General features: G+C 48.0%; 28 protein-coding genes, 1 tRNA gene and 1 pseudogene. 9 read left to right on the top strand and 21 right to left on the bottom strand.

The annotated features are described in order from the left end of the window. From Q1V74_RS09040 to Q1V74_RS09050, 3 genes are all read left to right on the top strand, one after another. The coding region (locus Q1V74_RS09040) for a hypothetical protein (protein WP_300648300.1) at positions 1–213 on the top strand (213 nt) is incomplete at its 5' end. A 2-nt stretch (positions 214–215) separates the two neighbouring features. Beyond that, on the top strand, positions 216–1,079 hold the full coding sequence (gene fdhD, locus Q1V74_RS09045; protein WP_300648302.1) for a formate dehydrogenase accessory sulfurtransferase FdhD: 864 nt from the start codon (positions 216–218) through the stop codon (positions 1,077–1,079). Continuing rightward, positions 1,069–1,323, top strand: coding sequence for a formate dehydrogenase subunit delta (locus Q1V74_RS09050; protein ID WP_260649332.1), 255 nt, complete (start codon positions 1,069–1,071; stop codon positions 1,321–1,323). Before fdhD ends, Q1V74_RS09050 begins: the two co-directional genes overlap by 11 nt. On the opposite strand, the gene Q1V74_RS09055 is transcribed toward Q1V74_RS09050, so the two are convergent. From Q1V74_RS09055 to Q1V74_RS09065, 3 genes are all read right to left on the bottom strand, one after another. After that, positions 1,312–2,388 (bottom strand): acyl-CoA thioester hydrolase/BAAT C-terminal domain-containing protein, encoded by a 1,077-nt coding sequence (locus tag Q1V74_RS09055; protein WP_300648305.1) that lies wholly within the window; start codon positions 2,386–2,388, stop codon positions 1,312–1,314. The two genes, Q1V74_RS09050 and Q1V74_RS09055, sit on opposite strands and share 12 nt — an antisense overlap. A 115-nt stretch (positions 2,389–2,503) precedes the next feature. Further along, entirely contained in the window at positions 2,504–2,965 is a 462-nt protein-coding gene (locus tag Q1V74_RS09060) for a universal stress protein (RefSeq protein ID WP_260649334.1), read from the bottom strand. An 87-nt stretch (positions 2,966–3,052) separates the two neighbouring features. Continuing rightward, the gene (locus Q1V74_RS09065; protein WP_260649335.1) at positions 3,053–3,394 is read right to left on the bottom strand and encodes a TIGR01244 family sulfur transferase; all 342 of its coding nucleotides are present in this window, start codon (positions 3,392–3,394) and stop codon (positions 3,053–3,055) included. 155 nt (positions 3,395–3,549) lie between these two features. Here Q1V74_RS09065 and Q1V74_RS09070 point away from each other — a divergent pair, with 155 nt between their 5' ends. Further along, positions 3,550–3,954 carry a group III truncated hemoglobin gene (locus Q1V74_RS09070; protein WP_300648307.1) on the top strand — a complete coding sequence of 135 codons (405 nt, stop codon included), beginning with the start codon at positions 3,550–3,552 and terminating at the stop codon, positions 3,952–3,954. Between the two features lie 27 nt (positions 3,955–3,981). Here Q1V74_RS09070 and Q1V74_RS09075 read toward each other — a convergent pair whose 3' ends face one another. The 12 genes from Q1V74_RS09075 to Q1V74_RS09130 form a co-directional block, all read right to left on the bottom strand. Continuing rightward, positions 3,982–4,944: a cytochrome-c peroxidase gene (locus tag Q1V74_RS09075; RefSeq protein ID WP_300648341.1), complete on the bottom strand. Its 963-nt coding sequence runs from the start codon at positions 4,942–4,944 to the stop codon at positions 3,982–3,984. A gap of 225 nt (positions 4,945–5,169) precedes the next feature. Beyond that, complete coding sequence (locus Q1V74_RS09080) at positions 5,170–5,508, bottom strand: carboxymuconolactone decarboxylase family protein (protein ID WP_260649338.1); 339 nt, start codon at positions 5,506–5,508, stop codon at positions 5,170–5,172. 19 nt (positions 5,509–5,527) lie between these two features. Beyond that, positions 5,528–5,830, bottom strand: coding sequence for a metalloregulator ArsR/SmtB family transcription factor (locus Q1V74_RS09085; protein ID WP_300648311.1), 303 nt, complete (start codon positions 5,828–5,830; stop codon positions 5,528–5,530). Between the two features lie 107 nt (positions 5,831–5,937). After that, on the bottom strand, positions 5,938–7,029 hold the full coding sequence (gene ychF, locus Q1V74_RS09090) for a redox-regulated ATPase YchF (protein WP_300648313.1): 1,092 nt from the start codon (positions 7,027–7,029) through the stop codon (positions 5,938–5,940). A gap of 51 nt (positions 7,030–7,080) precedes the next feature. Next, a complete protein-coding gene (locus Q1V74_RS09095) occupies positions 7,081–7,860 on the bottom strand; it encodes a CPBP family intramembrane glutamic endopeptidase (RefSeq protein ID WP_300648315.1) in 780 nt (259 codons plus the stop codon). Beyond that, complete coding sequence (pth, locus tag Q1V74_RS09100; protein ID WP_300648317.1) at positions 7,857–8,450, bottom strand: aminoacyl-tRNA hydrolase; 594 nt, start codon at positions 8,448–8,450, stop codon at positions 7,857–7,859. Before pth ends, Q1V74_RS09095 begins: the two co-directional genes overlap by 4 nt. A gap of 127 nt (positions 8,451–8,577) precedes the next feature. Next, positions 8,578–9,216 (bottom strand): 50S ribosomal protein L25/general stress protein Ctc, encoded by a 639-nt coding sequence (locus Q1V74_RS09105; RefSeq protein ID WP_300648319.1) that lies wholly within the window; start codon positions 9,214–9,216, stop codon positions 8,578–8,580. A 77-nt stretch (positions 9,217–9,293) separates the two neighbouring features. Further along, positions 9,294–10,244 (bottom strand): ribose-phosphate pyrophosphokinase, encoded by a 951-nt coding sequence (locus tag Q1V74_RS09110; RefSeq protein WP_260649344.1) that lies wholly within the window; start codon positions 10,242–10,244, stop codon positions 9,294–9,296. A 123-nt stretch (positions 10,245–10,367) separates the two neighbouring features. Continuing rightward, positions 10,368–10,444: transfer RNA gene (locus Q1V74_RS09115), tRNA-Gln, on the bottom strand. After that, positions 10,435–11,364: a 4-(cytidine 5'-diphospho)-2-C-methyl-D-erythritol kinase gene (gene ispE / locus Q1V74_RS09120; protein ID WP_300648343.1), complete on the bottom strand. Its 930-nt coding sequence runs from the start codon at positions 11,362–11,364 to the stop codon at positions 10,435–10,437. Before ispE ends, Q1V74_RS09115 begins: the two co-directional genes overlap by 10 nt. Positions 11,365–11,374: 10 nt before the next feature. Next, the gene (locus Q1V74_RS09125) at positions 11,375–11,947 is read right to left on the bottom strand and encodes an outer membrane lipoprotein LolB (protein ID WP_300648320.1); all 573 of its coding nucleotides are present in this window, start codon (positions 11,945–11,947) and stop codon (positions 11,375–11,377) included. Next, positions 11,944–13,710 (bottom strand): tetratricopeptide repeat protein, encoded by a 1,767-nt coding sequence (locus tag Q1V74_RS09130; protein ID WP_300648321.1) that lies wholly within the window; start codon positions 13,708–13,710, stop codon positions 11,944–11,946. The genes Q1V74_RS09125 and Q1V74_RS09130 overlap by 4 nt, the downstream gene beginning before the upstream one ends. A gap of 83 nt (positions 13,711–13,793) precedes the next feature. On the opposite strand from Q1V74_RS09130, the gene mutM reads away from it, so the two are divergent. The 4 genes from mutM to Q1V74_RS09150 all read left to right on the top strand — a co-directional run bounded on the left by mutM (position 13,794) and on the right by Q1V74_RS09150 (position 17,596). Further along, positions 13,794–14,618: a bifunctional DNA-formamidopyrimidine glycosylase/DNA-(apurinic or apyrimidinic site) lyase gene (gene mutM, locus Q1V74_RS09135; RefSeq protein WP_300648323.1), complete on the top strand. Its 825-nt coding sequence runs from the start codon at positions 13,794–13,796 to the stop codon at positions 14,616–14,618. 119 nt (positions 14,619–14,737) lie between these two features. Further along, complete coding sequence (locus tag Q1V74_RS09140; RefSeq protein WP_300648325.1) at positions 14,738–15,700, top strand: MBL fold metallo-hydrolase; 963 nt, start codon at positions 14,738–14,740, stop codon at positions 15,698–15,700. Positions 15,701–15,762: 62 nt separating this feature from the next. Beyond that, positions 15,763–17,409: an FAD-dependent oxidoreductase gene (locus tag Q1V74_RS09145; RefSeq protein ID WP_300648345.1), complete on the top strand. Its 1,647-nt coding sequence runs from the start codon at positions 15,763–15,765 to the stop codon at positions 17,407–17,409. Next, the gene (locus Q1V74_RS09150; RefSeq protein WP_300648327.1) at positions 17,396–17,596 is read left to right on the top strand and encodes a DUF2783 domain-containing protein; all 201 of its coding nucleotides are present in this window, start codon (positions 17,396–17,398) and stop codon (positions 17,594–17,596) included. The genes Q1V74_RS09145 and Q1V74_RS09150 overlap by 14 nt, the downstream gene beginning before the upstream one ends. Here the strand turns inward: Q1V74_RS09150 and Q1V74_RS09155 are convergent. Next, positions 17,593–18,267: a phosphatase PAP2 family protein gene (locus Q1V74_RS09155; protein ID WP_300648329.1), complete on the bottom strand. Its 675-nt coding sequence runs from the start codon at positions 18,265–18,267 to the stop codon at positions 17,593–17,595. The genes Q1V74_RS09150 and Q1V74_RS09155 overlap by 4 nt on opposite strands. Before the next feature lie 46 nt (positions 18,268–18,313). Further along, positions 18,314–19,732, bottom strand: a complete 1,419-nt coding sequence (locus Q1V74_RS09160) for an FAD-binding oxidoreductase (protein WP_300648331.1) — start codon at positions 19,730–19,732, stop codon at positions 18,314–18,316. Between the two features lie 92 nt (positions 19,733–19,824). On the opposite strand from Q1V74_RS09160, the gene Q1V74_RS09165 reads away from it, so the two are divergent. Then, positions 19,825–21,207 carry a phosphomannomutase/phosphoglucomutase gene (locus tag Q1V74_RS09165; RefSeq protein WP_300648333.1) on the top strand — a complete coding sequence of 461 codons (1,383 nt, stop codon included), beginning with the start codon at positions 19,825–19,827 and terminating at the stop codon, positions 21,205–21,207. Here the strand turns inward: Q1V74_RS09165 and Q1V74_RS11260 are convergent, their stop codons facing one another. From Q1V74_RS11260 to Q1V74_RS09180, 4 genes and pseudogenes are all read right to left on the bottom strand, one after another. Beyond that, positions 21,208–22,359 carry a glycosyltransferase family 4 protein gene (locus tag Q1V74_RS11260; protein ID WP_366524672.1) on the bottom strand — a complete coding sequence of 384 codons (1,152 nt, stop codon included), beginning with the start codon at positions 22,357–22,359 and terminating at the stop codon, positions 21,208–21,210. It abuts the gene before it with no gap. Between the two features lie 153 nt (positions 22,360–22,512). Next, positions 22,513–23,538: pseudogene (locus Q1V74_RS11265) on the bottom strand (glycosyltransferase); the annotation flags it as partial. Then, positions 23,535–24,665, bottom strand: coding sequence for a glycosyltransferase family 4 protein (locus Q1V74_RS09175; protein ID WP_300648337.1), 1,131 nt, complete (start codon positions 24,663–24,665; stop codon positions 23,535–23,537). The gene Q1V74_RS09175 and the pseudogene Q1V74_RS11265, both read right to left, overlap by 4 nt. Further along, on the bottom strand, positions 24,662–25,195 hold a 534-nt coding region (locus tag Q1V74_RS09180), incomplete at its 5' end, for a glycosyltransferase (RefSeq protein WP_300648339.1). The genes Q1V74_RS09180 and Q1V74_RS09175, both read right to left, overlap by 4 nt.

Raw genomic sequence — 25,195 nt, forward strand, 5'->3', positions numbered from 1 at the left:
GGTGCTAACGTGGTCACCACCGATAACTCGGACTGGGCCACAAACTGTCCTGAATACAAAGTGACCGCTGTACAAGTCCAAAAAGTCTTACAGCCAAATTCCAACTGGCAAAGCCAATGGTCTGATTTCCATCAACAGCAACAGGAGCTACTTACTGCTCACCAACAAGACGAAACGGATACAGCCGAACTGTTACTCAACGAAAACCATTAACTATGTCATCTATAAGCGCTACTTTTACCGCTGCCGACACAGACCTGTCGGCCGCTCACCAAGCTCAGTCCATCTGGCGGCAACCCCGCCATGGACAGCGCTTAACCCAAGTCGATGCTATCGCCACGGAAATCCCCGTGGCCTTGCAATACAACGGCATTAATCATGCCGTTCTACTTGCTACCCCTACCTTTCTAGAAGATCTAGCCCTTGGCTTTTCTTTTACAGAGGGGATTATTCGTCACGCCAGTGATATCTATGACATTACGCTCCAGCAAAACGCACAAGGATATGTGGTCGATATTGAAATCGCCTCTGCCTGTTTAAATCAGCTAAAGCAACGCCGGCGACAACTGGCCGGACGCACCGGCTGCGGGTTGTGCGGCTTAGAAAGTCTCAGCGAGGTACAACGCGATTTACCTATGTTAGCGCCACCTATACATCGCTACTCTCCAACCGCCGTTTTTGCAGCACTAGATCAACTACGCGCCAAACAGCCCTTGCATCAAATAACAGGTGCTACTCATGCCGCAGGCTGGGCTGACTTAAATGGCACCATTCACGTAGTACGCGAAGATGTGGGTCGACATAATGCCTTAGATAAGCTAATTGGCCAGCTGCTTAGTCAATCCAGCCTGGCGATCAACCAGGGGTTGATTGTGGTGTCTAGCCGCGCCAGCTTTGAAATGGTACAAAAAACTGCTGCTATAGGCGTGCCCGCCTTAGTTGCCGTATCCGCTCCTACTAGTTATGCCAAACACATTGCAGAGGAGCTGGGGTTATTATTAATCGCTTTTGGCAGAGAAAAACAATTTAGCGCGTATAGCCACGCCGAATACTTAACGGAGGAAGACCATGCAAGTTGATCCCTTAATTCCCATGATTAACCGCATTGGTGAGTTTTTTCAGGCGCAGCCCGATCAACAAGCTGCACAAAAGGAAATCGCTGATCATGTGCGCTTATTTTGGGAGCCTAGAATGCGCCAAAGCATTTTGGATTTCTTAACACAACACCCTGATGGGCAAGCAGGTACACTTCGCCTACATCCGCTTGTTGTCGCTGCTTTACATGCCCACAAAGAATCCTTGCTGCCAAAACTAAGCGTGTAACTGGTTTGGTGTCGCTGCTTCTGCCACCGCTTGGTGTAAAAAAGCGATCACTCCAAACCAAAGCGTTTTATTCGCTGTAGCTAAATCCACTACCTGCGACGCCACATCGCAATGTAAACGAACGGGGACATGCGGGGGCTGTAAACCTGCCGCTACCCCTTCAAAGTTATACCATTGCACACGATAATCAAACCCGCTTTGCTCTAGCTGCGCTACCACCTGCTTAAAGTAAGCACTACCATGATGTGCCTTACCAGAGGCCATCAATAATGGTCCTTGTAACTGATCAACCGCTATTAATTGTGCCTCAAACTGTGATGTAGCAGGTTCCCACGCAATCACTGCCGATACCTCTAGGCTAAACCGAACACCTAATAATAAAGCTAACTGCGCACCCTGCCCTGTTCCACATACAGCCACAAACTGATGCTTAGGCTTGCATGATTCACGCAACCAACGCAAAGCACACTCAAACAGAGCCAGGTCCTCTTTAGACGCCTCTGCAGCAGGAGTATGGGCATAATCCAAGGCCAATGCCATATAACCCCGCGCTGCATACAAAGCCGCCAACTCTTCTTGTACGGGCTGCTCCGCTGCCGACTTTAACACTAACACAGCAGGCTTATCCCCCGCAAAAGTGGGTACAAAAAACACGCCTTTTATACCATCTTGATCTAGTTCCACCCGCTGTACTGTTTCTGTGGCTAAACGCTGCGTTAATACCGTTTGCGCTTGTTGCCCCTCTGATGACACATCGATTTGTGTGTGCAAAGCATGATGCACAGACAAAGGGTATACATCCTGAGTGGCCGCATTTTCTGGTCGTTGCTCATACAACAACTGCAAAGGCAAAGCCGTCTCCATCCCCTCAGGAACCGCTGTGCTCAAATCTACCTTGCCTTGCGCATCACTCTTGTAAACCAATTGACTACGCCATACCTGACCGCCCCCGCGTTCAGTCATGGTTTGCACCGTCACTAACTGATGGGCAGCAGCACCACTGATCGTAATTTTGCGATCAATATCAATCAAACTATCTGGAAAATCGATGGCGATTTGAAGCATATAAAGCCCTCTTTTGCGTAGAAAACAAGACCGCTATTGTACTAATTACAACCTAAAAATAAGAAAAAGCCCATGCTGAGCATGGGCTTTGGTATTACAAAACTAATATATGTTATTAGCTATTGTCTTTAACGCGATAAACCAATACTGCGCAAGGCGCTAGGTTCAGAACTTTAGCCGTCACACTACCTAGCAGCAAACGAGAAAGACCACTGCGACCATGACTGCCAATAAAGATTAAATCGCAGCCTTCCTCGGCTGCGGTGTTTGCCACAGCATCAGCAACATTAAAATTAGAGACAGAGCGCGAGGAAGCTTTTACCCCGGCTGTTTCAGCACGATCCAAAACCGCTTGAATGTATTTGCTAGACTGCTGCGCGGCTGTTTTTTCGTAGTCTTCGTCTGTGATAGCATAGGCTGCAGCCATCCCATCAAAACCGACTGTAGCCGCAAAAGGCTGCGTAACGTGCAAAGCTACAATTTCAGCACCAATCTGACGAGCAAATGCCACGCCTTTGTTTGCGGCTTGAGCGGATAAAGTAGAACCGTCGGTAGGAATTAAGATTTTTTTAAACATGGTCTGCCCCAATGATGAAGTGATTAGTTAAGAGTAATACTTACTTTGTAACTGAGCAAGTTTGCATCCAAGCTTTATTGATGAATATCAATTTTGTTGTGCTAATTGATAAAGGTTGGCACAACGTGCGCCACTACGACAATAAGCCAAAATTGGTTTTGGCATGGTTTGATAGATTTGCTTGAATTCCTCTACGTTATCCCATGTAATGGAGCCAGATACTACAGGCTGATATTGCACCGCTAAACCCGCTGCTTGAGCAGCCTGAATCATCACATCCGACTGCGGCTGTGAGGCGTCCAACTCATGATCTGGACGATTAATAATCACGCTTTTAAAACCAGCCTGTGCAGCCGCTTGCATGTGTTCAGGTTGTAACTGGGGGGCAACAGCAAACTCTGCGGTAATGCTGTGGAATTCAAAACTCATTCATTTCTCCGCTAAACGCATAGATCCATTATCTATTTAGTTTAGATGAATTTGAGTAAATCAACCACCTAATTAATCCCTAAAACTAAAGCTGTACTTACTTAGTAAATCGATACACACTAATTAGCATTATTTCTTAATTTTTGAATAGCCTTATGTCACAACCTGCTTATACCATTGCTGATATCGAAAACTTAGTGAACGAATTTTATGGTGCCATTCGTCAACATGAACAACTGGGCCCCATTTTTAATCGTCATATTTCAGACTGGCCAAAACACTTGGCCACAATGGTGGACTTTTGGTCATCGTTACTATTAAAAACCCAACGCTTTTCTGGTTCACCCATGATGAAACATGCTGCTATCCCAGACCTATCAGCGGAGCGTTTTGAGCAATGGCTCGATTTATTTCATCAAACCTGCCAACAGCAAACCTGCAAACCGCTTGGTACTGACGCCTGGGCTTTTGCCCAACGCATTGCACGCAGTCTGTGGATGGGCTATCAAATCCAGCATAATCCCCAACGCACCCCCACAGAACTACGACTACGCCATTAAAAAAGCTGGGGTTACCCCAGCTTTTAGTTAATCAAAAGGTACAGGACGTGGTGTGTCCTCATGTGAAGGTGGCAAAATCGGCAAAGTGATTTCAGGCTGCTTACCGGTTAAAGATTTTAAAAAGGCAACAATTTGCGCATTTTCCTCATCAGTAAAATGACGTCCCAACTGTAAGCGCCCCATAATATCTACTGCCTCGGTGAGTGTGTCCACCGCCCCATCATGGAAATAAGGATAGGTCAGCTCTACATTACGCAATGTAGGAACTTTAAAGCTGAAGCGGTCTGCGTCTTTACCCGTTACTGCGGCACGCCCCTCTGCGGGGTTTGTTGTTTGATACGGTTCGATTAGCCCCATTTTTTGGAAAGATGTTCCACCTAGGTTCACACCATTATGACACGCTACACAACCACTATTTTTGAAAAGCTGGTAGCCAGCAAGCTGCTGCTCGGTAAGCGCCGTGTCATCCCCCTTTAACCATAAATCAAATGGAGCATCCGGTGTGACTAATGTTTCCTCAAAAACAGCGATCGCATCGGTAATCTCATCAATACCAAAGTCTTCTTTACCATAAACGGCATTAAACTCAGCCACATACTGTGGAATAGAACGCAACACCTCTACAGCCAGCTCATGCGTAAACGCCATTTCCTTGGGGTTAGCAATCGGACCGCCTGCTTGCTCTTTAAGTGTGCTAGCTCGCCCATCCCAAAACTGGGCCATATTTAGGCTAGAATTTAAAACAGTAGGAGAGTTAATAGGGCCTTCTTGCCAGCGATCCCCAATCGAAGTTTTAAGATTATCCGACCCTCCCATACTTAGGTTATGACAGGAGTTACAGGAAATAAAACCGGATTTTGATAAACGAGGATCAAAAAAAAGTTTTTTACCTAATTCGACTTTGGCAGGGTCTGTGATCTCGGCAGGAGTAATGGGCTGCACCGGTTCATTACGCACCGAAGCGCCCGAGGCTCCAAATGCCATACCCATCACTAATAATGCAGCAGATAATCTAAAGCTCAACATAGCGTATTCCCATAATAAAAGGTGAATAGCGAACCGGTTGCTGTATACCCCTACTTATAACATGGGTATCTGTTTGTAACAAACTATATAGGGGTTAGTACTCATAGCCTTAAATTATTTAAAGCATAAAAAAACGCTCAAAAAGGCACAGATACCTTTTTGAGCGTTAGCTACGCCGTTAGTAGCCAGTTAAGCAGCAGAAAATTCGTTAAACGCCTGCTGAGCTTTCATACCGTACATTAAAGAGGGGCCACCACCCATGTACACCGCTGTATTGATGACCTCGTCAAACTCTTCACGGGTAACACCTAGTTTTACTAAAGCTTGTACATGGAAGCCAATACAAGCATCACAGCGGATCGCAATCGCAATACCCAAAGCAATGAATTCTTTGGTTTTGGCATCGAGTGTGCCATCTTTAGATGCAGACTGCGCTAATTTAGAAAAGTGTCCCATGACCTCTGGCTGATTTTTACCAAACGCAGCCATTTCTTTGCTTAATCCAGCAGTTAAATCTTTAAAACTCATCGTGTTTCCTAAAAAATGATCAGCACAACGACTGACGCAAAACGCGCAGTAGTTGCAGCACAATGGGGTGATCTAATGAATAAAATACGGTTTGGGCTTCTTTACGCACCGTGACCAGTTGTTCTTTGCGCAACACGGCCAAGTGCTGCGAAAACGCAGACTGGCTCAGTGTCGACTGCTGCCAAAGATCACCAGCGGATTTTTCCCCCTGAGCTAAAGCACAAAGGATGAGTAAACGTTCCTCGTGAGCGATGGCCTTAAGCAGTGCCGCAGCTTGTTGAGCATGCGGCTGGATTTGATCGCGCAAATTCATTGTTTCCATACTTTCTAATTTAGCAAAATCTAATATAAAAAGCAAAAATAGAAAAACCCCAAGCCTAACTTTTGCCATGGCTTGGGGTTTTTACAACAGATACGATAAAGCAGCGACTAAACGTTAAACAAAAAGTTCAACACATCCCCATCTTGGACAATGTAGTCTTTGCCTTCGGCACGCATTTTACCGGCCTCTTTGGCTCCTTGCTCACCTTTATATTGAATAAAGTCTTCGTAAGCAATGGTTTGCGCGCGAATAAAACCACGCTCAAAGTCCGTATGAATCACTCCCGCTGCCTGCGGGGCTGTGGCACCAACGGGTACAGTCCATGCACGAACTTCTTTAACCCCCGCTGTAAAATAGGTTTGTAAGCCTAACAGAGTATAACCAGCACGAATCACACGATTCAGCCCTGGTTCTTCCATGCCCATGTCCTCAAGGAACACAGCCTTATCCTCATCATCGAGTTGCGCAATCTCTGCTTCGACCGCCGCACACACCGCCACAACGGGAGCATTTTCTTTAGCAGCGTAATCCTCGACCAGTTTTAAATAAGGGTTATTCTCAAAGCCGTCCTCTTTGACGTTAGCTACATACATAGCAGGCTTAGCTGTAATAAAACAAAAAGTTTTGATAGCAGCCTGATCCGCCTCATCAAAATCCAAGGCCCGTACAGGAGTGCCCTCGCCTAAGGCAGCAATAATACGCTCTAACGCGTTACACAGACGAATTGCCTCTTTATCACCAGAGCGCGCGGTGCGCTGGTTACGCTGCAAAGCTCGCTCAGCACTTGCTAAATCCGCAAGTGCGAGTTCAGTATTAATGACCTCGATATCGGCAATAGGATCTACCTTGCCCGAAACGTGCACCACATTGTCATCTTCGAAACAACGCACCACATGCACAATGGCATCGGTTTCACGAATATTAGCTAAAAACTGATTACCTAAACCTTCGCCTTCAGATGCTCCTGCCACTAAACCTGCAATATCAACGAATTCCACCACAGCAGGTAAAACACGTTCTGGCTTTACGATTTCAGCAAGAGGCACTAAGCGAGGATCCGGTACCTCTACCACCCCCACGTTTGGCTCAATCGTACAGAAAGGGTAGTTTTCTGCTGCAATCCCTGCTTTGGTGAGCGCATTAAATAAGGTGGATTTACCTACGTTGGGTAGCCCAACAATGCCGCATTGAAGAGACATGGCATTCCTAAAAATGAAAGTAGATGAAAAGAAAAGCGATATTATAACGAGTTAATGAGCAAGATCAGGGTTCAATCGCATAATGGCCATAATTAACAACAACGGCCCAGCATTAAATAATGCATGCAAAATGATACTGGCTCCAACCCCACGTCGTACACGTAACCACGCCAATACCAACCCAGTGACAAACTGAGGCAAAATCAGTAACGGTAACGTATAAAGCTCAATCTGATCGAATTTAAAATTATATAAATGCAACGCCGCAAATAAAACCGTAGACCCATAAAAAAACCACGCAAAACGACGGCAATACCAACGGTACCAACGCCAAGGCCACTGTGCCCCCAAACCGATTTGACGCCATAAGGCTGGCTGGGAGCCTGCAGTAGCAGGTCGCCAAATAAGCAACACCACTACAGCCAATGCTACCGTCACCGTTACCGTTTGCGGCCCGCTCAATAAGCACCATAGCGTCACAGGAATCAACCAAAAAAACTGCGAGGGGCGACGCAACACATAACGAAACACCATTTCCTCAATGAGCGGCGCCCATAAAATGGCCTGTTTCCAAGGTATTCGGCCAAAATCTAGCTTATGCTCGGCGCCAGCAGAAGTCGCCACCATGGCAGCCAAGGGGCCAAAAACAGTAATATTGATAAGCCATAAAAAGGCCACCCATTGCAATAAGCGCTTTACCCCTAAGCCATTGGTCCAATCGGTTACCCAACCATGCCCAAGATCTTGCTGCGCAAAACGTGGGGCTAAGCGCGGTTGACGTAAAAACCACCAAAAGTCTTGTAGCTCTTGCTTAAAGCTTAATGTGTTCACGCATTGCCCCCATGTAATTGCCGAGTGGCCAGCTCAAAATCCCCCTCGAGTAAAGCAGAAAGGATGGCTTCGCTACGCCACAGTGCATCCTCTATGGCCTCACGCTCTTGAGCGCGCGGCGCGCTTAGTACAAAAGCAGCTACCTGTTGCGCTAAACCCAAAGAGCGCGGATGCCCAATACCTATACGTAAACGCCAAAAATCCGGACTAGAAAACACTTGCTGAATATCACGCAAGCCATTGTGCCCAGCATGCCCACCCCCTTTTTTTAATTTCGCCTGCCCAGGCAATAAATCAAGCTCATCGTGTAATACCAATACCTGCTCGGGCTGCAATTTATAAAAACGCATCAGTGCGCCAGCTGCCTGACCTGATCGGTTCATAAACGTCGTTGGCTTGGCGAGAATAATCGCTTGCCCATTGTGACGACCTTTGGCTACCCAAGCAGACATGTTTTTTTCTAAGCTAAAGCTAGCATGCAACTTTTGTGCATAAGCATCGGCTAACCAAAACCCAGCATTATGACGGGTTTTCTCGTACTCGGCCCCTGGATTTCCCAGCCCTACAATTAAGCGTATTCCTTCAGACATATCTCTACCTAAAAAGCAGCCACAGACAAAATGCTTTGATTTTACGTCATTTCAATAAAAAACCCCTGCTATGTAGCAGGGGTTTTTATCAAGCATAGCGTTAACGCAATGCGCTGTAATATAAATATTACTCTGCGCTTGGCTCTTCGGCTGCTTCGCCTTCGCCACCATCTTCACCGTCTTCGCTTTCTTCTTCAGCACCACCACCCACGGCCAAAGCTGTTGCCAGGGCAGGATCTGGATCGGTGCTTGCACCGGCGTATTCGACGCCCTCGGGCAGCTCAATCGCAGATAGGGTAATGGTTTCACCCGCATCAAGGTTAGCCAAGTCCACATCGATGGAAACAGGTAAGTTAGCTGGCAAACAAGTGATCTCTAGATCCACTAGAAGCTGGCTAATTACCTGAGCATGTAGCTTAACAGCGGGGCTGTCATCGCCGTTGATGAAGTTCAACGGTACACGTGTAGTAATAGGCTGATCAGCACGTACACGCTGGAAATCAACGTGTAAAACCTGAGGTTTGTAAGCATGCCACTGCACAGCACGCAGCAATACTTTTTCGACCTTACCGTCCAAATCCATGTCTAGAATAGAAGCATGGAAAACGTCTTTACGTAAGTCGTGGTAGATTTGGTTGTGGTCGAGCGTGATAGCGACTGGCTCAGCGTTACCACCATAAACAATAGCGGGAACTTGGCCAGCACGACGCAGGCGGCGGCTCGCACTCGATCCCTGTACATCGCGCTTAAAGGCTTTGAATTTCATGGGAAAACTCCAAAATTGCGGTATTTCGCAAACAGTTAAAAACGCCAGGTGCCGCGACCAGCACCTAACGAGAAAATTTAATCAACAAATAACGAGCTCACAGACTCAGCGTTAGAGATGCGCAACATGGTTTCGCCCAGTAGTGCTGCACAAGAAAGCTGACGGATCTTACTGCATGCTTTTGCTTCGGCAGAAAGTGGAATGGTATCCGTTACAACCAGCTCGTTCAATTCAGAGTTATTGATGCGCTCAATGGCTTCGCCAGATAAAACAGGGTGAGTACAGTAAGCATAAACTGCTACAGCACCCCGTTGTTTCAGCGCCTCGGCAGCTTTACATAGTGTGCCAGCCGTATCCACCATGTCATCCATTAAAATACATGTACGACCATTGACATCGCCAATAATGTTCATGACTTCGGACACATTCGCACGAGGACGACGCTTATCGATAATCGCCAGGTCGGCTTCTAGCTGTTTAGCTAAAGCGCGAGCTCGCACTACCCCACCAATATCAGGGGAGACCACAACCAAGTCTTTGTAATTACAGCGCCAAATATCACCTAAAAGGATAGGGGAGGCGTAAATATTATCGACAGGTATATCAAAAAAGCCTTGAATCTGATCCGCGTGCAAATCCATAGTCATAACGCGATCTACGCCTACGACTTGAAGCATGTTTGCAACGACTTTAGCAGAAATGGCGACGCGCGCAGAACGCGGACGACGGTCTTGGCGGGCGTAACCAAAGTATGGAATCGCCGCGGTAATGCGACCGGCAGAGGCACGACGCAAGGCATCGACCATTACCATGATTTCCATTAAATTGTCATTGGTGGGAGCGCAGGTTGGCTGTAATACAAAAACATCGCGACCGCGCACGTTTTCGTTGATTTCGACCATGACTTCTCCGTCAGAGAAGCGACCTACGGTCATTTTGCCAAGAGACATGTCTAAGTGATTTGCAACATCTACAGCCAAACGTGGGTTTGCTGTACCGGTGAAAATCATGAATCGGTCATGTGCCATGATGTGAGGGACGTAGATATGATTTGGATGCGTGACGAAAAAATAAAGCCGTTGACCACAATCAACGTGATGATGTGGCTCAACAGCTTTATTATGACGCAGACCTAAAGGTCTGTAAATGTATGGCTGGGGATGAAGGATTCGAACCTTCGCATGCCGGAATCAAAATCCGGTGCCTTAACCAGCTTGGCTAATCCCCAAATTCTTTCAACCAAGTATACAGCGGATGAGTATTTAACCCATTTACCACCCATCGATCTGAGGGCATTTGCATCGTTGGCTGTCCGTGCAAAATTATACCGCTTAAATAACTGTTTTGTCTAGTGGCTTGCTCTTTGTCTTTAAACCCAACAAAAACACAAGAACCCGACCCAGTCATTCTAGCATGTAAATCGTTTTTACGCAAGCCCTGTAACAAAGTCTTAATTTCTGGAGCTTGTTTACATGCCACAGTTTCTAAAACATTTTCACCAAAAAACAAAATTGAATGGTTTTTTTGTGGATCAATGCTTATTAAAGAATCTGTAAAGTCTGTAATTATGACGGGCTTTGAATCTCTTGTCAAGCCCTGATCTTGAAAAATAGCCGGCGTACTCACAAAAACGTCAGGCTTAATCAGTAAATAACTTAAATTGGGTAGAGTTATTGCCTGTAATTGCTCACCAATTCCCTGAGCAAATGCGCTCTGTCCAAAAATAAAAACCGGCACATCCGCTCCCAGTTGCACACCAAGCTGCATGAGCTGGGTACGACTTAACCCAGTTTGCCATAATCGGTTTAACGCAATGAGGGTGGTTGCTGCATTACTGGAGCCCCCTCCTAAGCCGGCTCCAGCAGGTATTCGTTTATCACAAGCAATCGTGGCACCAAAATGTGTCCCTGTAGCACGCTGTAATAATCGAGCTGCTTGAATGATTAAGTCGTCATCCTCGGTTAATCCGGCTAAGCTCTGCCCTGCTCGCGTAATCACCCCATCATCGCGACGCTGAAAGTCCAGATAATCGCATAAATCCACAAAGGTAAAAACGCTTTGGAGCAAATGATAGCCATCGGAGCGCCGCCCCACAATATGTAAAAACAAGTTCAGTTTTGCCGGTGCTGGCACACGCTCCAGACTCAGTACAGCCATATTAGTAGTCAACCACAATACGAACGGATAAGTTTTGCTGGGCCTGATGACGATGCATCTGTAGCAATTTGGGCCCAAGTGCATCATAACGCTGTAAACGTACTCGCCAACCGTCTTGTACGAAATAACTAGGCTGCTGTTGTTGCAAGGCTAAATCCGTAGTAGGACGCGAACCGGTTTGGCCTCGTAGCCAATCTCGCATCCCCTCTACAGGAATTGCATAGCCAAAAAGCTGCTCTACCAGCGCATCTGGTGAGGTAGCATATTCTGTCTGCCCATTCGGATAACGCAATATCGCTCCTGTCGCACTCGCCTCTACGCGCGCTAACACTGTCCCCATGGGGTTAGTTAAGTCCAACTGAAGGCGTTGAGGGTTTTCTTGCCATTGGAACCCCCCTTGGACAGCATCGCGACTCCCGTCTGCGTTATCTACCGCAAGCGCAAAGCGCCCAGAGCGTATAAACTGCTCATCCTGCGCTGTTGGTGTGGTTACCGGAAGGGGTGCTGCACAGGCGCTAAGCAAAACAACCACTCCAGCTACTAGCCCTACTTTAAGATATTGTCTACGTGTCATGGCTTAACCCCAAACCGCTGCATAGTTCGCTCTAAGCTGTGATTTGGATTTTCTGCATCCCAGGCTTGACGCCAAATGTCGATGGCCTCGTCTTGACGTCCTTTCATCCATAACACTTCGCCTAAATGGGCCGCTACCTCTGGGTCAGGCAGTCGCTCATAAGAGCGCATTAAATATTCGAGCGCTGCTTGATAGTCTCCTACACGATAAAGATACCAACCAACACTATCTAAAATATAAGGGTTATCAGGCTCCAGCTCTAAAGCTTGCTCTAAAAGCCCCTGTGCCTCATCCAGATTTTTGTTTTGATCCACAAAGGTATAACCCAGCGCATTATAAGCATTGGCATTAAATGGCTGCAGCTCAATCACCTGACGTAACAACGGCTCAAGGTCTTCGTAGCGACCTTGGCTGGCATACAGCATGGCCAAATCGTATTTAATCTCGGGGGTGTCTGGTAGTTCTTTATCTGAGCGCTCTAAGACCTCAACAGCCTGATCTGTGCGCCCTGCCTCGCGTAAAATGGCAGCCCGTGTTAAGTCCACGACCGCCTGGTCGCGCTTATTAAGCACACCTAAACTATCTAATGTGCGATTGGCTTTTTTTAAGTTACCCAAACGTGCTTCTAGAACAGCGCGATGCACTCGCACCTGAAATAACAGCGCCGGCTCCTCGATGAGATCTAGCTGACGGATCGCCTCGTGGAGGTTATTTTGCTTTTCTGCGATCTGCACTAAAGACAAGCGAGCATCGGATATACTGCTTAGCGCCGTAGTGGTCGCATCATCAAGGCTTTGACGACGTTGATTTTGTACAGAAATGTATTCATTTAACAAGGCAATTGCCGTATCAAAGCGTTCAGCACGGATATTGATCTCGGCTTGCGTAAACTGCAAATCAAAATCCTCGGGATTGCGCTTTTGCATCACCGCTAGTTGTTCCAAGGCCTGATCATATTCGCCTAAATCCACTAGACGATTTATCAATAATAAGGGCAAATCGCGAGAGTCTGGGTTGTTTTGCACAAACTGCTTAGCTTGCTCTATGACCTTTTGTTGATCAACTTGCAAACCATACTCCAGTACCCGTTGCATAGCCAGCTCAGAATCTGGCTCATTCGCTAAGGCTAGACGCGCCTCTTGTAGTGCCCGCTGTGGGTTTTGCGCAGACCAAGCCACATCGGACAAAGCTAAATGACTAATAGTTAGCTGCCTTACATTTTTTGGTAGCGATTTTTCTAAAACGTCTAAGGCCAAGCGGCTATCCACCATTTTGCTAATAATGCCCATGGCTTGAATAATCGCCTGCTCCTTATCTGCCGCCCGATCAATACGCTGATAAAGCGTTTGAGCTAACCCTGTGGTTTGCCCTGTAGATGCTTCCAAGGCCAGAGCAGTTGCTTTAGCCTCGGGGTCATTAGGTGCTAATAAAGACCATTCTTTGGCTGCAGCAATCCCTCGCGAAAGATTATTATCCGCCATAGAAAACTGAAAGGCTCGCTGCGCAAAACGAGGGTCTGCGGTATCTTTGGCCAAGCTCAAGAAGGTTTGACTTGCTGTATCGTAGTCACCTTGCTGCACTGCTACCTCGCCAACTAAAATCCGATACAACACATCAGGGCTTAGCGTCACAATAGGAAGACCGTCGCTACGCAACTGAATATGCTCTATGGGTTTTAACTCCATGACATCGGTAGCCCATGCAGCCCCCCCCATCAATGCAGATAAGACAACCGTGCGAAATAATAACGATTTTAAATTCATCCAAACCTGGCGCAGCCGCGCATGAAATTTAGCCTAATGGCACAATATGACTATCTTATAGTCAATGATAGTAGCACCTCAATATGCCTGAATTACCCGAAGTTGAAACCACACGTCGCGGAATAGCGACGCTTATGCCCAACCAGATTTTACGCCAATGCGTGGTCTATCAGCCCAAAATGCGTTGGCCTATTCCACCTAACATGAGTGATTTAGTCAATAATCAGCCCGTTCTTGCCTGTGAGCGTCGCGGCAAATATTTGCTTATTCGCTTTGCTCATGGCTACCAAATCATTCATTTAGGCATGTCTGGTTCCTTACGCCGTGTGCCGTTGGATGCGCCACGTCTAAAGCACGATCATGTGGAATGGCAATTTGATCATGCCCGTTTTTTACTGCATGATCCGCGTCGCTTTGGTGCCGTGCTTTGGCACGATCTAAAAGATGGGCCAATTTTGCAACACCCCCTGTTAAAGAAGCTAGGCGTTGAACCATTTAGCCCTGAGTTTAACCCAGAGTCCTTTCATCAACAGTTATCAAATCGAAAAGCGACAATAAAAAGCGTACTGCTTGCTGGACAAATTGTCGTCGGCGTGGGCAATATCTATGCTTCGGAATCGTTGTTTAAAGCGCGTATCGACCCAACCTTAGCTGCGAACCAACTCAGCCTACGTCAAGCTCAACGTCTACATGCAGCGATTGTGGAAACATTACAACAAGCACTGGATTCTGGGGGCAGCACCCTAAAAGATTATCTTAATGCTTCTGGCGAAGCCGGCGCTTATTTTGATCTGCACGCCCAAGTCTATGGCAAAGTCGGTGCCCCCTGCCCCGTTTGTACTACCCCTATTCGGCGTATCGTACAAAACCAACGCGCCACCTATTTTTGTCCTCTCTGCCAAAAATAACTCCTACGCTCACGCCGCGAGAACGCGGCATTTTTTCACCTAAGGTATTCACCTATAACAAATGCATTGTACATAAACGAATTTGGCACTATGATTTACCTGAATCATTAGGAGGAATTATGAGCACACCTAAACAATTTGCATCCCATGGTGACATGGAAGACAAAGTCGTTTCCTTTGAAAAGCTATCCGATAACGCCTATGCCTATACAGCCGAAGGTGACCCAAATACTGGTGTCATTATTGGTGATGAGGCGGTCATGGTGATTGACACCCAAGCCACACCCGTGATGGCAGAAGACGTTATTCGCCGCATCCGCGAAGTCACCGATAAACCCATCAAGTATATTTTGCTGTCCCACTACCACGCTGTGCGTGTATTAGGGGCCTCGGCTTATAACGCTCAAGAAATCATAGCGAGTCGTGATACCTATGATTTGATTGTCGAACGTGGAGAAGAAGACAAAGCCAGTGAGATCGGACGCTTTCCGCGTTTATTTAGAGCAGTCGAATCTATCCCCGAAGGCTTAACCTGGCCAACCATGACCTTTGATGGCTTTATGACCGTGGACTTAGGCAATCTTGAAGTCCAGATCATGCAAGTGGGTCGAGGTCACACCAAAGGCGATACCATTGCTTGGTTACCAGAACAAAAAATTCTCTTTGCGGGCGATTTGGTTGAATACCAATCCACGCCGTATGCAGGCGATTGCTATTTCCGTGAGTGGCCGCAAACGCTTGATAATCTTGCTGAGTTTGAGGCCGAGAAAATGGTCCCCGGCCGTGGCCCAGCTTTAAAAACCCCCACAGAAGTCCGGCAAGCACTTGCAGGCACGCGCGCCTTTTTGACTGATTTGTATACCTGCGTCAATCAAGGCGTCGCCGCAGGTAAAGACCTAAAAACCATTTATCGCGAAACTTATGATTTTATGAAGCCTCGCTACGCCGATTGGGTGATTTTTGATCACTGTATGCCTTTTGATGTATCGCGGGCCTATGACGAAGTTAACGGCTACGAGGACCCACGCATTTGGACCGCCGAGCGTGATATTGAAATGTGGAAAGAACTCGAGGGTAACTAATACCCCACACCGACCATTTTTCAAGGAGAAATAGGGTGCAGGAGACAAACTACCAAACCACCATCCTTCCCCCCAGCCCCACCCCTACACAAGATGAATACCATCCTATTGTGGTGGTTGGGGCAGGCCCGGTTGGGCTAAGCCTGGCTATTGATTTGGCACAGCGTGGGCAAGCGGTAGTGCTTGTCGATGACGGGGATCGCTTTTCTGTCGGCTCGCGGGCCATTTGTTTTGCCAAGCGGACTCTCGATATCTGGGATCGTCTTGGGGTAGGCGAGCGTATGGTCAACAAAGGGGTGTCTTGGAATGTAGGCAAAGTATTTTTCCGAGACGAGGAGGTCTGGCACATGAATCTGTTGCCTGAGCCCTTACATCGCTGCCCAGCCTTCATCAATTTGCAACAGTACTACTGCGAAGGCTACTTGTTTGAGCGAGCACAAGCACTTGGGGTGGATATTCGGGTTAAACATAAAGTCATCGCTTTAGATAACCAACCACAGCAGGTCACGCTCCGCATTCAAACCCCAGATGGACACTATCAAATCCAAACGGACTGGTTATTGGCCTGCGATGGTGCGCGCTCACCTTTACGCGGCATGTTAGGTCAATGCAGCCAAGGGCGTATTTTCCAAGACCGGTTTTTAATTGCCGATGTGCGTATGAAAGCGCATTATCCCGCCGAGCGCTGGTTTTGGTTTGATCCGCCATTTCATCCCAACCAATCAGTATTGTTACACAGCCAACCCGATGGCGTGTGGCGTATTGACTTTCAATTAGGCTGGGATGCGGATCCCATCGAAGAGGTCAAAGAACAAAATGTGCGTCCCCGCGTACAAGCTTTGCTCGGCGCTGATGTCGACTTTGAGTTCGAATGGATCAGCATCTACACCTTTGCTTGCGAACGGATGGAGAACTTTAGGTTTGGCCGCGTATTTTTTGCCGGGGATGCGGCTCATCGAGTATCACCTTTTGGCGCTCGTGGGGCCAATAGCGGAATTCAAGATAGCGATAATTTAGCGTGGAAACTTGACTTATATTTGCGTGGCCTCGCGCCCGAACAATTATTAGATAGTTATTGTATAGAGCGCCATGCTGCTGCCGATGAAAATTTACTGCACTCAAGCCGCGCCACGGATTTCATTACCCCAAAAAGCGAGATTAGCCGCTTATTTCGCGATACTGTGTTACGTCTTGCCAAGCACCACGCTTTTGCCCGCAGCATGGTGAATAGTGGACGCTTATCTACCCCTAGCAGCTATCCGCAAAGCCCCTTAACAACACCTGACGAAGACACTTTCGCCTCTAATATGCCGTTGGGGGCAGCGGCTCTTGATGCGCCCTTGCGTCAACAAGCACAAAGCACATGGTGGCTCTCACATTTAGGTCATCGTTTTACCTTAGCGATGTTTAACCCACGTGATGATCAACTCAGCTCCCTAAGCGCTTTAGCTCAGCACGAAACGCTTCAAGTGGTGTTGATTTATCCCGCTCAAAACACACCCGCCATCCCACCAAGTGGCTTTACGGTATTGCATGATCATTTTGGAATATGGCAACAGCGTTATGATGCTCAGTCCGGTGCGGCCTTTTTATTTCGCCCTGATCAGCATCTAAGCGCACGTTGGCGACAGCCCACGGTGGCTAAGATTAACGCCGCCCTAAAACGAGCCTGCGGCTACACCCAAGGAGACGCCTATGCTGAACACTGATCTAAATATTGAGCAAGTGGATGAGTTTTATGCGCAACTTATTGAGGCGCACGAAGACTTAAGCACCAGTCAAAGCCATGCGATGAATGCCGCATTGGTTTTGCTGCTATCTAATCATATTGGCAAAAGGACGGTATTAGAAAATGCGCTTCAAATCGCACGCCAAACCGCCCTAACCAGCGACTAACCACGATCACAGCGGGGGGCAAGCGATATGCACCCCGCTTGTTTTAATGATGGTAAAAACCATAGGCTTGCATAAAGCCATACGACTGCGCCTGCCCACAATACTTGGCTTAACGTATGATAGCCCTGCATGATGCGTAAAAACCCAAACCCTAAGCCTAATGCCACTCCCAGCGCCAACCCACCCCAACGCCACACCGTACTTTGACGAACCCAGCCTATATAATAAAAAGCCATAAAAATAAAACCACATGTGGCATGCACACTGGGTAGCGCCCCTGCCCCCTCTGCAAAACCACTGGCCCAAAACGTAGATGGCATGATTCGATCGCCCCCGAACTCTAGCAAGTGCATAGGGCGCGGCATCGCCGTAAACTGCTTAAGCCCCCCCACCAACAAAGGTGCACTAAAAAAAAATCCTGCTACCCGCCGGTACAGTGAGCGAGTTATGTTTTGCTGGGATTGCGCTAAAGCCAGCCAAACCGCCGCCCCCGCAAAAGGTAAAAACCAAATCCAATATTTACCAAATGCATAAATAAATGGTTGCAATGCATAGGGAAATTGCTGTGTCGCGGTATCATAAAAATACGCCGACAGGGCTAAATCCCCGCTTTGCTGTTGCCACCACGCCGCTAATGCCGCCCATAAGCCAAATACCAAAAAACTATGCAAACTATAATAGCGACCTAGCGCTGAATTAAAAAAACACATACTACTTCTATTTTTCTTGTTGAGATAATACTTTGCCGGGATTCATGATGTTCAATGGATCCAAAGCCTGCTTAATTTGATGCATTAGCTGCAACGCAACCGGATCCTTATACTGTGGTAACCAATCACGCTTTAATTGCCCTACCCCATGCTCTGCGCTAATAGTGCCTTGATATTTAGCTAGCTGATCAAACACAATACGATAAACCTGCTGCTCTAGTGCCAAAAGCTCAGCTTCGCTATAAGCTGAACCTTTAGCAACGTTGTAATGCAAGTTACCATCGCCTAAATGCCCAAAAATCACATGCTCTACCCCAGGGTAGGCTTGTTGAATCAACGCATTGGTTTCCTCAACAAAAGCAGCAACCTGCGAGGTCGGTACACCAATATCGTGCTTAATGCTTTTACCTAAAACTTTTTCAGCTAAGGGGATGCTTTCGCGCAAATGCCATAGCGCCTGGCTTTGTGTTAGGTTTTCAGCCATGATCACATCTAAAGCAATGTGTTGCTCAAGGGCTTGACCTAAAATATGTTCTAAGCGCTCACGCGCATGGCTTTCGCTTTCATAATCCGATAGCTCCAGCAGCACATACCATGGCGCCTGAGCACTAGCTCCCGTAAAGCCGATACGCTGCTCAGGAAAGCACTGCACCACGGCCTCTAAGCAGTTGTGCGCCATGAGCTCAAAGCCCGTTAAGCTCGCCGCAAAACCCTGGCGACAATGATTTAACAACTGCACCGCAGCCGAAACGGAGTGTAAAGCAATCAAAGCCGTATATTGTGCTACCGGCACCGGATACAATTTTAATGTCGCCGCGGTAATGATTCCCAGTGTACCTTCACTACCTATAAATAAGTGACGCAAATCGTAGCCACTATTATCTTTTCGTAAACCATGCAGACCGTGCCAAATGTCACCGCTCGGCGTCACCACCTCTAGGCCTAGCACCAAGTCACGAGTATTTCCATAGCGCAGCACCTGTGTCCCCCCTGCATTTGTGGCTAGATTTCCCCCTATCGTACAGCTGCCCTCGGCCGCTAACCGCAACGGAAACAACCGGTTCTCTGCAAGCGCTGCTTCTTGTACTGTCTGTAAGATACAGCCCGCCTCAACCACCATGGTGTCATTATCCACATCAATGGAGCGAATGCGATTTAATCGTTGCAACGACAAAATAATAGCTGGCTGCTGACTGGGTGTGGCCGCTCCACATAAACTGGTGTTTCCCCCCTGAGGGACAATAGCAAGACGATGTTGCGCACAACAACGAACTACAGCGGCGACCTCTGCTGTCGACGCCGGGCGCACCACGGCGAGGGCATCCCCCTGATAGCGCCCACGCCAATCCGTTAAAAAAGGTTGCATTAACTGACCTGTCCAAACATGATCAGCGCCTACGATTTGTGTAATTTGTGCTAGTGCCATTCCTGATATCCTTCGCCATACCCAGTGTCATAGCGACATCATCTAAAAACTTATAGAATCAATGTTTCTGTTATTTGTTATGGGAGTGTTTTATGTCCTCAGCTTTGCCCGCCTCCGTTTTTAAAGCCTATGACATTCGTGGTATTGTACCCAGCCAGCTAAATGCCGATTTTGCTTTTAAGCTGGGTTATGCCCTAGGTGCCCAAGCAGCAAGCGCACAGGTTCCCGCTATTGTCGTTGGCTATGACGGTCGTCACAGTAGCCCTGAGCTGGCCGAAGCACTAATGCAAGGCATTGAACGCGCTGGTGTAAACACCATTCATATCGGACTGGCTCCCACTCCCTTAGTGTATTATGCTGCGCATAAACTCAACACCTTATCGGCCGTTGCCATCACCGGCAGCCATAACCCACCCGAATACAATGGCTTTAAAATGATGGTAGCGGGTAAAACTCTATATGGCCCGGATATTCAGGCCCTTTATCAGTTTATGCTCGCCCCCACCCCCACTGAGCTCCCTGCAGGACAACGTTTAGAGCACGCCATCCAGTCCACTTATATTGAAGAAATCCAGTCAACGGTCACTTTGGCTCGTCCCATGCGTATTGCCGTTGACTGCGGTAATGGCGCGGGGGGGGCCGTTGCACGCCAACTATTCGAAGCATTAGGTTGTCAAGCTGATATTTTATTTGAGCAAGTCGATGGGAATTTTCCTAATCACCATCCCGATCCAGCTGACCCAGCGAATTTACAAGACCTCATCCAACACGTAAAAACCCATCAGCTAGAGCTCGGCCTGGCCTTTGATGGTGATGCGGACCGGCTGGGTGTGGTTACCCGCAATGGGGAGATCATTTGGCCCGACCGCCAGCTGATTCTTTACGCACAAGATATTTTAACCCGCCACCCTGGGCAGACCATTATTTTCGATGTGAAATGTAGCCGCCATGTGCCTTTAGCAATTAAAGCCGCCGGCGGTGTGCCCTTGATGTGGCAGACAGGGCATTCGTTGATTAAAGCCAAATTAGCCGAAACCCAGGCTCCCTTAGCCGGCGAGATGAGCGGACACACCTTTTTCAAAGAGCGCTGGTATGGCTTTGATGACGGGCTCTATACGGCCGCTCGTCTACTGGAGATTTTATCCCACTACGATGATCCCAGTCAGGTATTAGAAAATCTACCTAAGGATCACTCCACTCCTGAACTCAAGCTCGAAATGAAAGAAGGCGAGCCACATGCTTTTGTGGAGCGTCTGCAAGCAGAAGCTGTTTTTCCTACAGCTCTAGAGCGTATTACCATTGATGGCATCCGCGCTGAGTACGCTGACGGTTTTGGGCTAGCCCGCGCATCGAATACAACGCCTATCGTGGTCTTACGCTTTGAAGCAGAAAACGATGTGGCTTTGGCCCGTATTCAAAACGAATTCAAACAAGCCATACTCTCACTACGATCGGACTTACCGCTTCCCTTTTAATTAAGGGCGCTTATGCATACGAGACTTAGCCAAATAGCCATACAGCCGCAAATGCGAATCAATAACATAGTTGATATCAAACGCTCGCTCTGCTAAGTCTCGTCCAGCTCGACCAAAATCCTGTCGCTTCGCCGTATCATGGGCTAACTCCAACACAGCGTCTGCTACTGCCTGCGCATTTTTTGGTGGAACGAGCAGCCCTGTTACATTGGCTTCGATCGCATCTCTACAACCCGGGACATCCGTCGTCACCACCGCACGTCCACAAGCAGCTGCTTCGATCAAGGATTTAGGTAGTCCTTCGCGGTACGATGGCAAGACAGCAATATGTGCACGTTGATATAAACCAGCAATATCGGTTTGCTCCCCCAGCCACTGCACGACCCCCGCTTGATGCCAGTCCGTCATCTGCTCTCGCGTTAAGCTAGCCGGATTACCTGGGTCTGGACTACCCGCAATCTGCCAAATCACAGACTCGCCCTGTTGCTGACTAATTTTCGCCGCCTCGATAAATTCGTTGACGCCCTTATCTGCCAGCAAGCGCGCTACCATCAAAGCAACAATAGGAGCATCGGGCTCGGGTTGATAACTAAACTGATCTAAATCCACCCCCGAACCACGAATCATCACCGCTTGCTCGGAGCGTACGACACCAGCTTGCAGTAACACATCTCTGTCACTGGTATTTTGAAACACCACACGGCTATGAGGATGCCCTAAAGCTAGCTTATACATAAACAAAGCGATTCGCTTCACTGCACTATCTCGCTCATCCGTGAACAGATATCCCAAACCCGATACCGCCGCTAAAAAGCCCGGCACCCTCGCTAAACGCGCCGCAATCCCACCATATAAAACAGGCTTAATCGTCACCGCATGAACCACCTGAGGACGAACTCGTTTAAATAATCGGTAAAGAGCCCAAAGACTGTGCAACTCCTTCAAGGGATTTTTTCCACTACGACTTAATGGCAACACGTGGTGTGTAAAACCTTGGGCTTTGATACGAGCAACTGCTGGCCCATTCATCGTTGCCACATGCACCTGAAAACCTGCACTTTGCGCCGCTTGAGCCAAAGGAAGGCGATGCGATAAAAAGAAAGCGGGGTTATTTACTACATATAATAAAATCGGCCCTGTAGTAGTGCTCACTGTTGGTGCTTGCACGCTCTCGGCCTCAGATGACAATGAGCGCCATAAACTCTGATACGTTTGTACCATTTTCTCCAGACTGTAATGCGCCGCAATTCGTGCAGAGCCCGCCTCTAACTGTTGGGTTAAGTTAGGGTCACGCCATTGCTGTAGTGCTTTTTCAATTCCTGTAGCTAATGCTTCAGCATTACGTGGGGGCACAACAATACCCTCATCCCCCACGATTTTAGCGGCATCTCCCACATCCGTAACCACACATAAAGCCTGCGCCACCATGGCCTCGCACACCACATTTGGAAAACCTTCGGCTTTGCTGGAAAGAATATGAATATCAGCTGCAGCCATCCACGCAGGAATATCTTCACGACGTCCTATCAGTCGTACCTGCTCCTCTAGCTCAAAATGGCGAATAAGCTGCATCAGCTCTGCATTGTCTGTGGTCATGCCCTCGCCCACAAGTACTGCTACCCATGGCTGGGACTGCCGTTTTAAGCGTGCTAATGCTGCTAATAAATTGGGATGATCTTTTAATGGATTCCAGCGTGCTACCGATAACAATAATGCGGTCTCTTCGTCTACACCAAGCGCTTTTCGCACAGCCAACGCCTGAGAGGGATCTGGCTGCCAAGCGGATAAATCATAGCCATTAGGGATCACCGTCATTTTATCTGCCGCATACCCCCATTGCTTATGACGACGAGCCGCGTTCTCTGCACAGGCTACTATCCTAGCAGGTACGTATTTAGATAAACGGATACAAAACCATGCCACAACCTGAGCTTTCAAGCTGCCTTGATGTAGTTTTTCTCCTGAATTACGAATCCCCCAAACTACCGTGCGCAAACCTACACTACGAGCCACTACCCCCCCAAGCAAATCAGCATGGTACATCCATGTTTGCACCACATCTGGACGGATACGCTTAAGCAATCGACGTAATGCATATAACCCTGATAAAAAGCGCAGCCCTTTCATTCCTAATGCGTGCACTTCAATACCGGCCTGCTGTAAACGCGGCCCAAACACATCCATATCGCCTAAGGACACTACAATATGCCGCGTCTGCGTCTGCGGAGCAGTCACTAAACGGTATAACACCGTCTCTGCTCCCCCCTGACCCAACCCAGAAATCACATGCACAACGGTTAAAAGAGGCTGCTCTGTTTGTGTATCAATCATGACTCACCTTGTTTGAGTTGAATCAAGCCTGCTTGCCTAAAAATCGTATCCCATTGCTCTATGACCGCCGGCATGCCATAACGTTCGCGCACCGAGGTTGCAGCACGCTGCCCTAGAGCCCCTCGCAAGCGCGGATCAGCCATCAATTCGCTCAGCGCTCTACGCAGATCCTGCTCATTATCCAGCATCACTAACACCGCGTCGCGTCCTGTATTCGAGATTTCTTTAGGCCCACTTGGACAGTCTACTGTGACACAAGGTAACCCTAACGTCATCGCCTCGAGCAACACATTAGGAAACCCTTCGTAAGCAGACGTCAACACAAAGAGTTGAGCCTGCGCTAAGACCTGCCATGGCTCATTCGTTTTACCATGCAAAAAGATTCGGTCTTTGCCCCCGACTAGCTCTGCACAATGCTCCAAGCGTTCTCGCTCTGGGCCTTCTCCATAAATATGCAAGCTCCACTCAGGAAACGCATCCTGTAATAAACCAAACACATGAATGAGCTGGTCGAAGCGTTTGGCTGGTACTAAACGTCCCATCGCAATCAGTTTGGGGTGATCTGTTTTTTCTACTTCTGCTGCCAAAGGCAAAGCGGCTAAATCAGGAGGAATTGGATTCGGTATCACGGCGAGCTCGCCCAACTGAGGTTCTGCCTGGGTAAAAGCCTGAGCCGCATCTTGTGTTTGCACTACCACCCGCGTAGCACGCGGATACAGCTTAGAACGTAAGGCCTGAAGTTTTTTATCTGCACTTTGACTAACGACAGGGTTGGTACGCTCACACACAATCACTGGCGTGGACACACCACGTAAAGCCATCAACACATTCACATTCACATTGGTTAAAAATGAGATCACCACATCGGGATTAAATGTGTCGTGAATTTTTTTGATTGCTCGCCATTTACGTAATGGTGTAATAAAAGGTGGGAACCAGCTCAAGTGATTCTTGAGCGGCTGAAACTGTACCCGAGAATCTAAAGCATAAAAGCTACTATCCGTCTGTAAATGTGTGGGCACCAAGCAAACCTCATCGCCACGCTGTACCCACGCATTCGCTAGACTTGCTGCCACCCGCTCAGCCCCCCCAGCGTTCATTGAGCTCACAAAAAACAAAATCCTCATGCTCTTGTCCTATGACTTTTTTTAGCCTGAGTGTCTCGTGTCACACGGGGTAATAGTCGCTCCCACTGTGCCATCACAATAGGTACCGAAAACCGATCCCTTACATCTACAGCGCGGCGTGCCAACGCCTCTCGTTTGAAAGGGCGAGCCATTAAGTCAGATAAGTACGCCGCTAAGGCATCAGCATCAGCCGGCGGGTTGACCAACACCCCATCAATATTGTCACGAATAATTTCTCGTGGCCCTGTGTCACAGTCCATCGCTACCACAGCTAAACCAGAGGCCATCGCTTCTAGCAATGTATTTGACAAGCCTTCACTGCGCGAACTCAGCACGTACATATCGGACTGCTCATACCAATCTTTAATATTGCCAACCCGTCCTACAAGTTGAATTCGATGTTGTAAAGCCGCCGTATCAATCTGCTTTTGTAAAGCAGCGCGCTCTTCGCCCTCACCAAGAATGACTAAGTCCCAGTCGGGGAAGTAGTTAGCCACCATCGCAAAAGCCTGAATCAGCAAATCAAACCC

The organism is Paenalcaligenes sp., assembly GCF_030152715.1.
In the GTDB taxonomy this organism is placed as follows: domain Bacteria; phylum Pseudomonadota; class Gammaproteobacteria; order Burkholderiales; family Burkholderiaceae_B; genus Paenalcaligenes; species Paenalcaligenes hermetiae.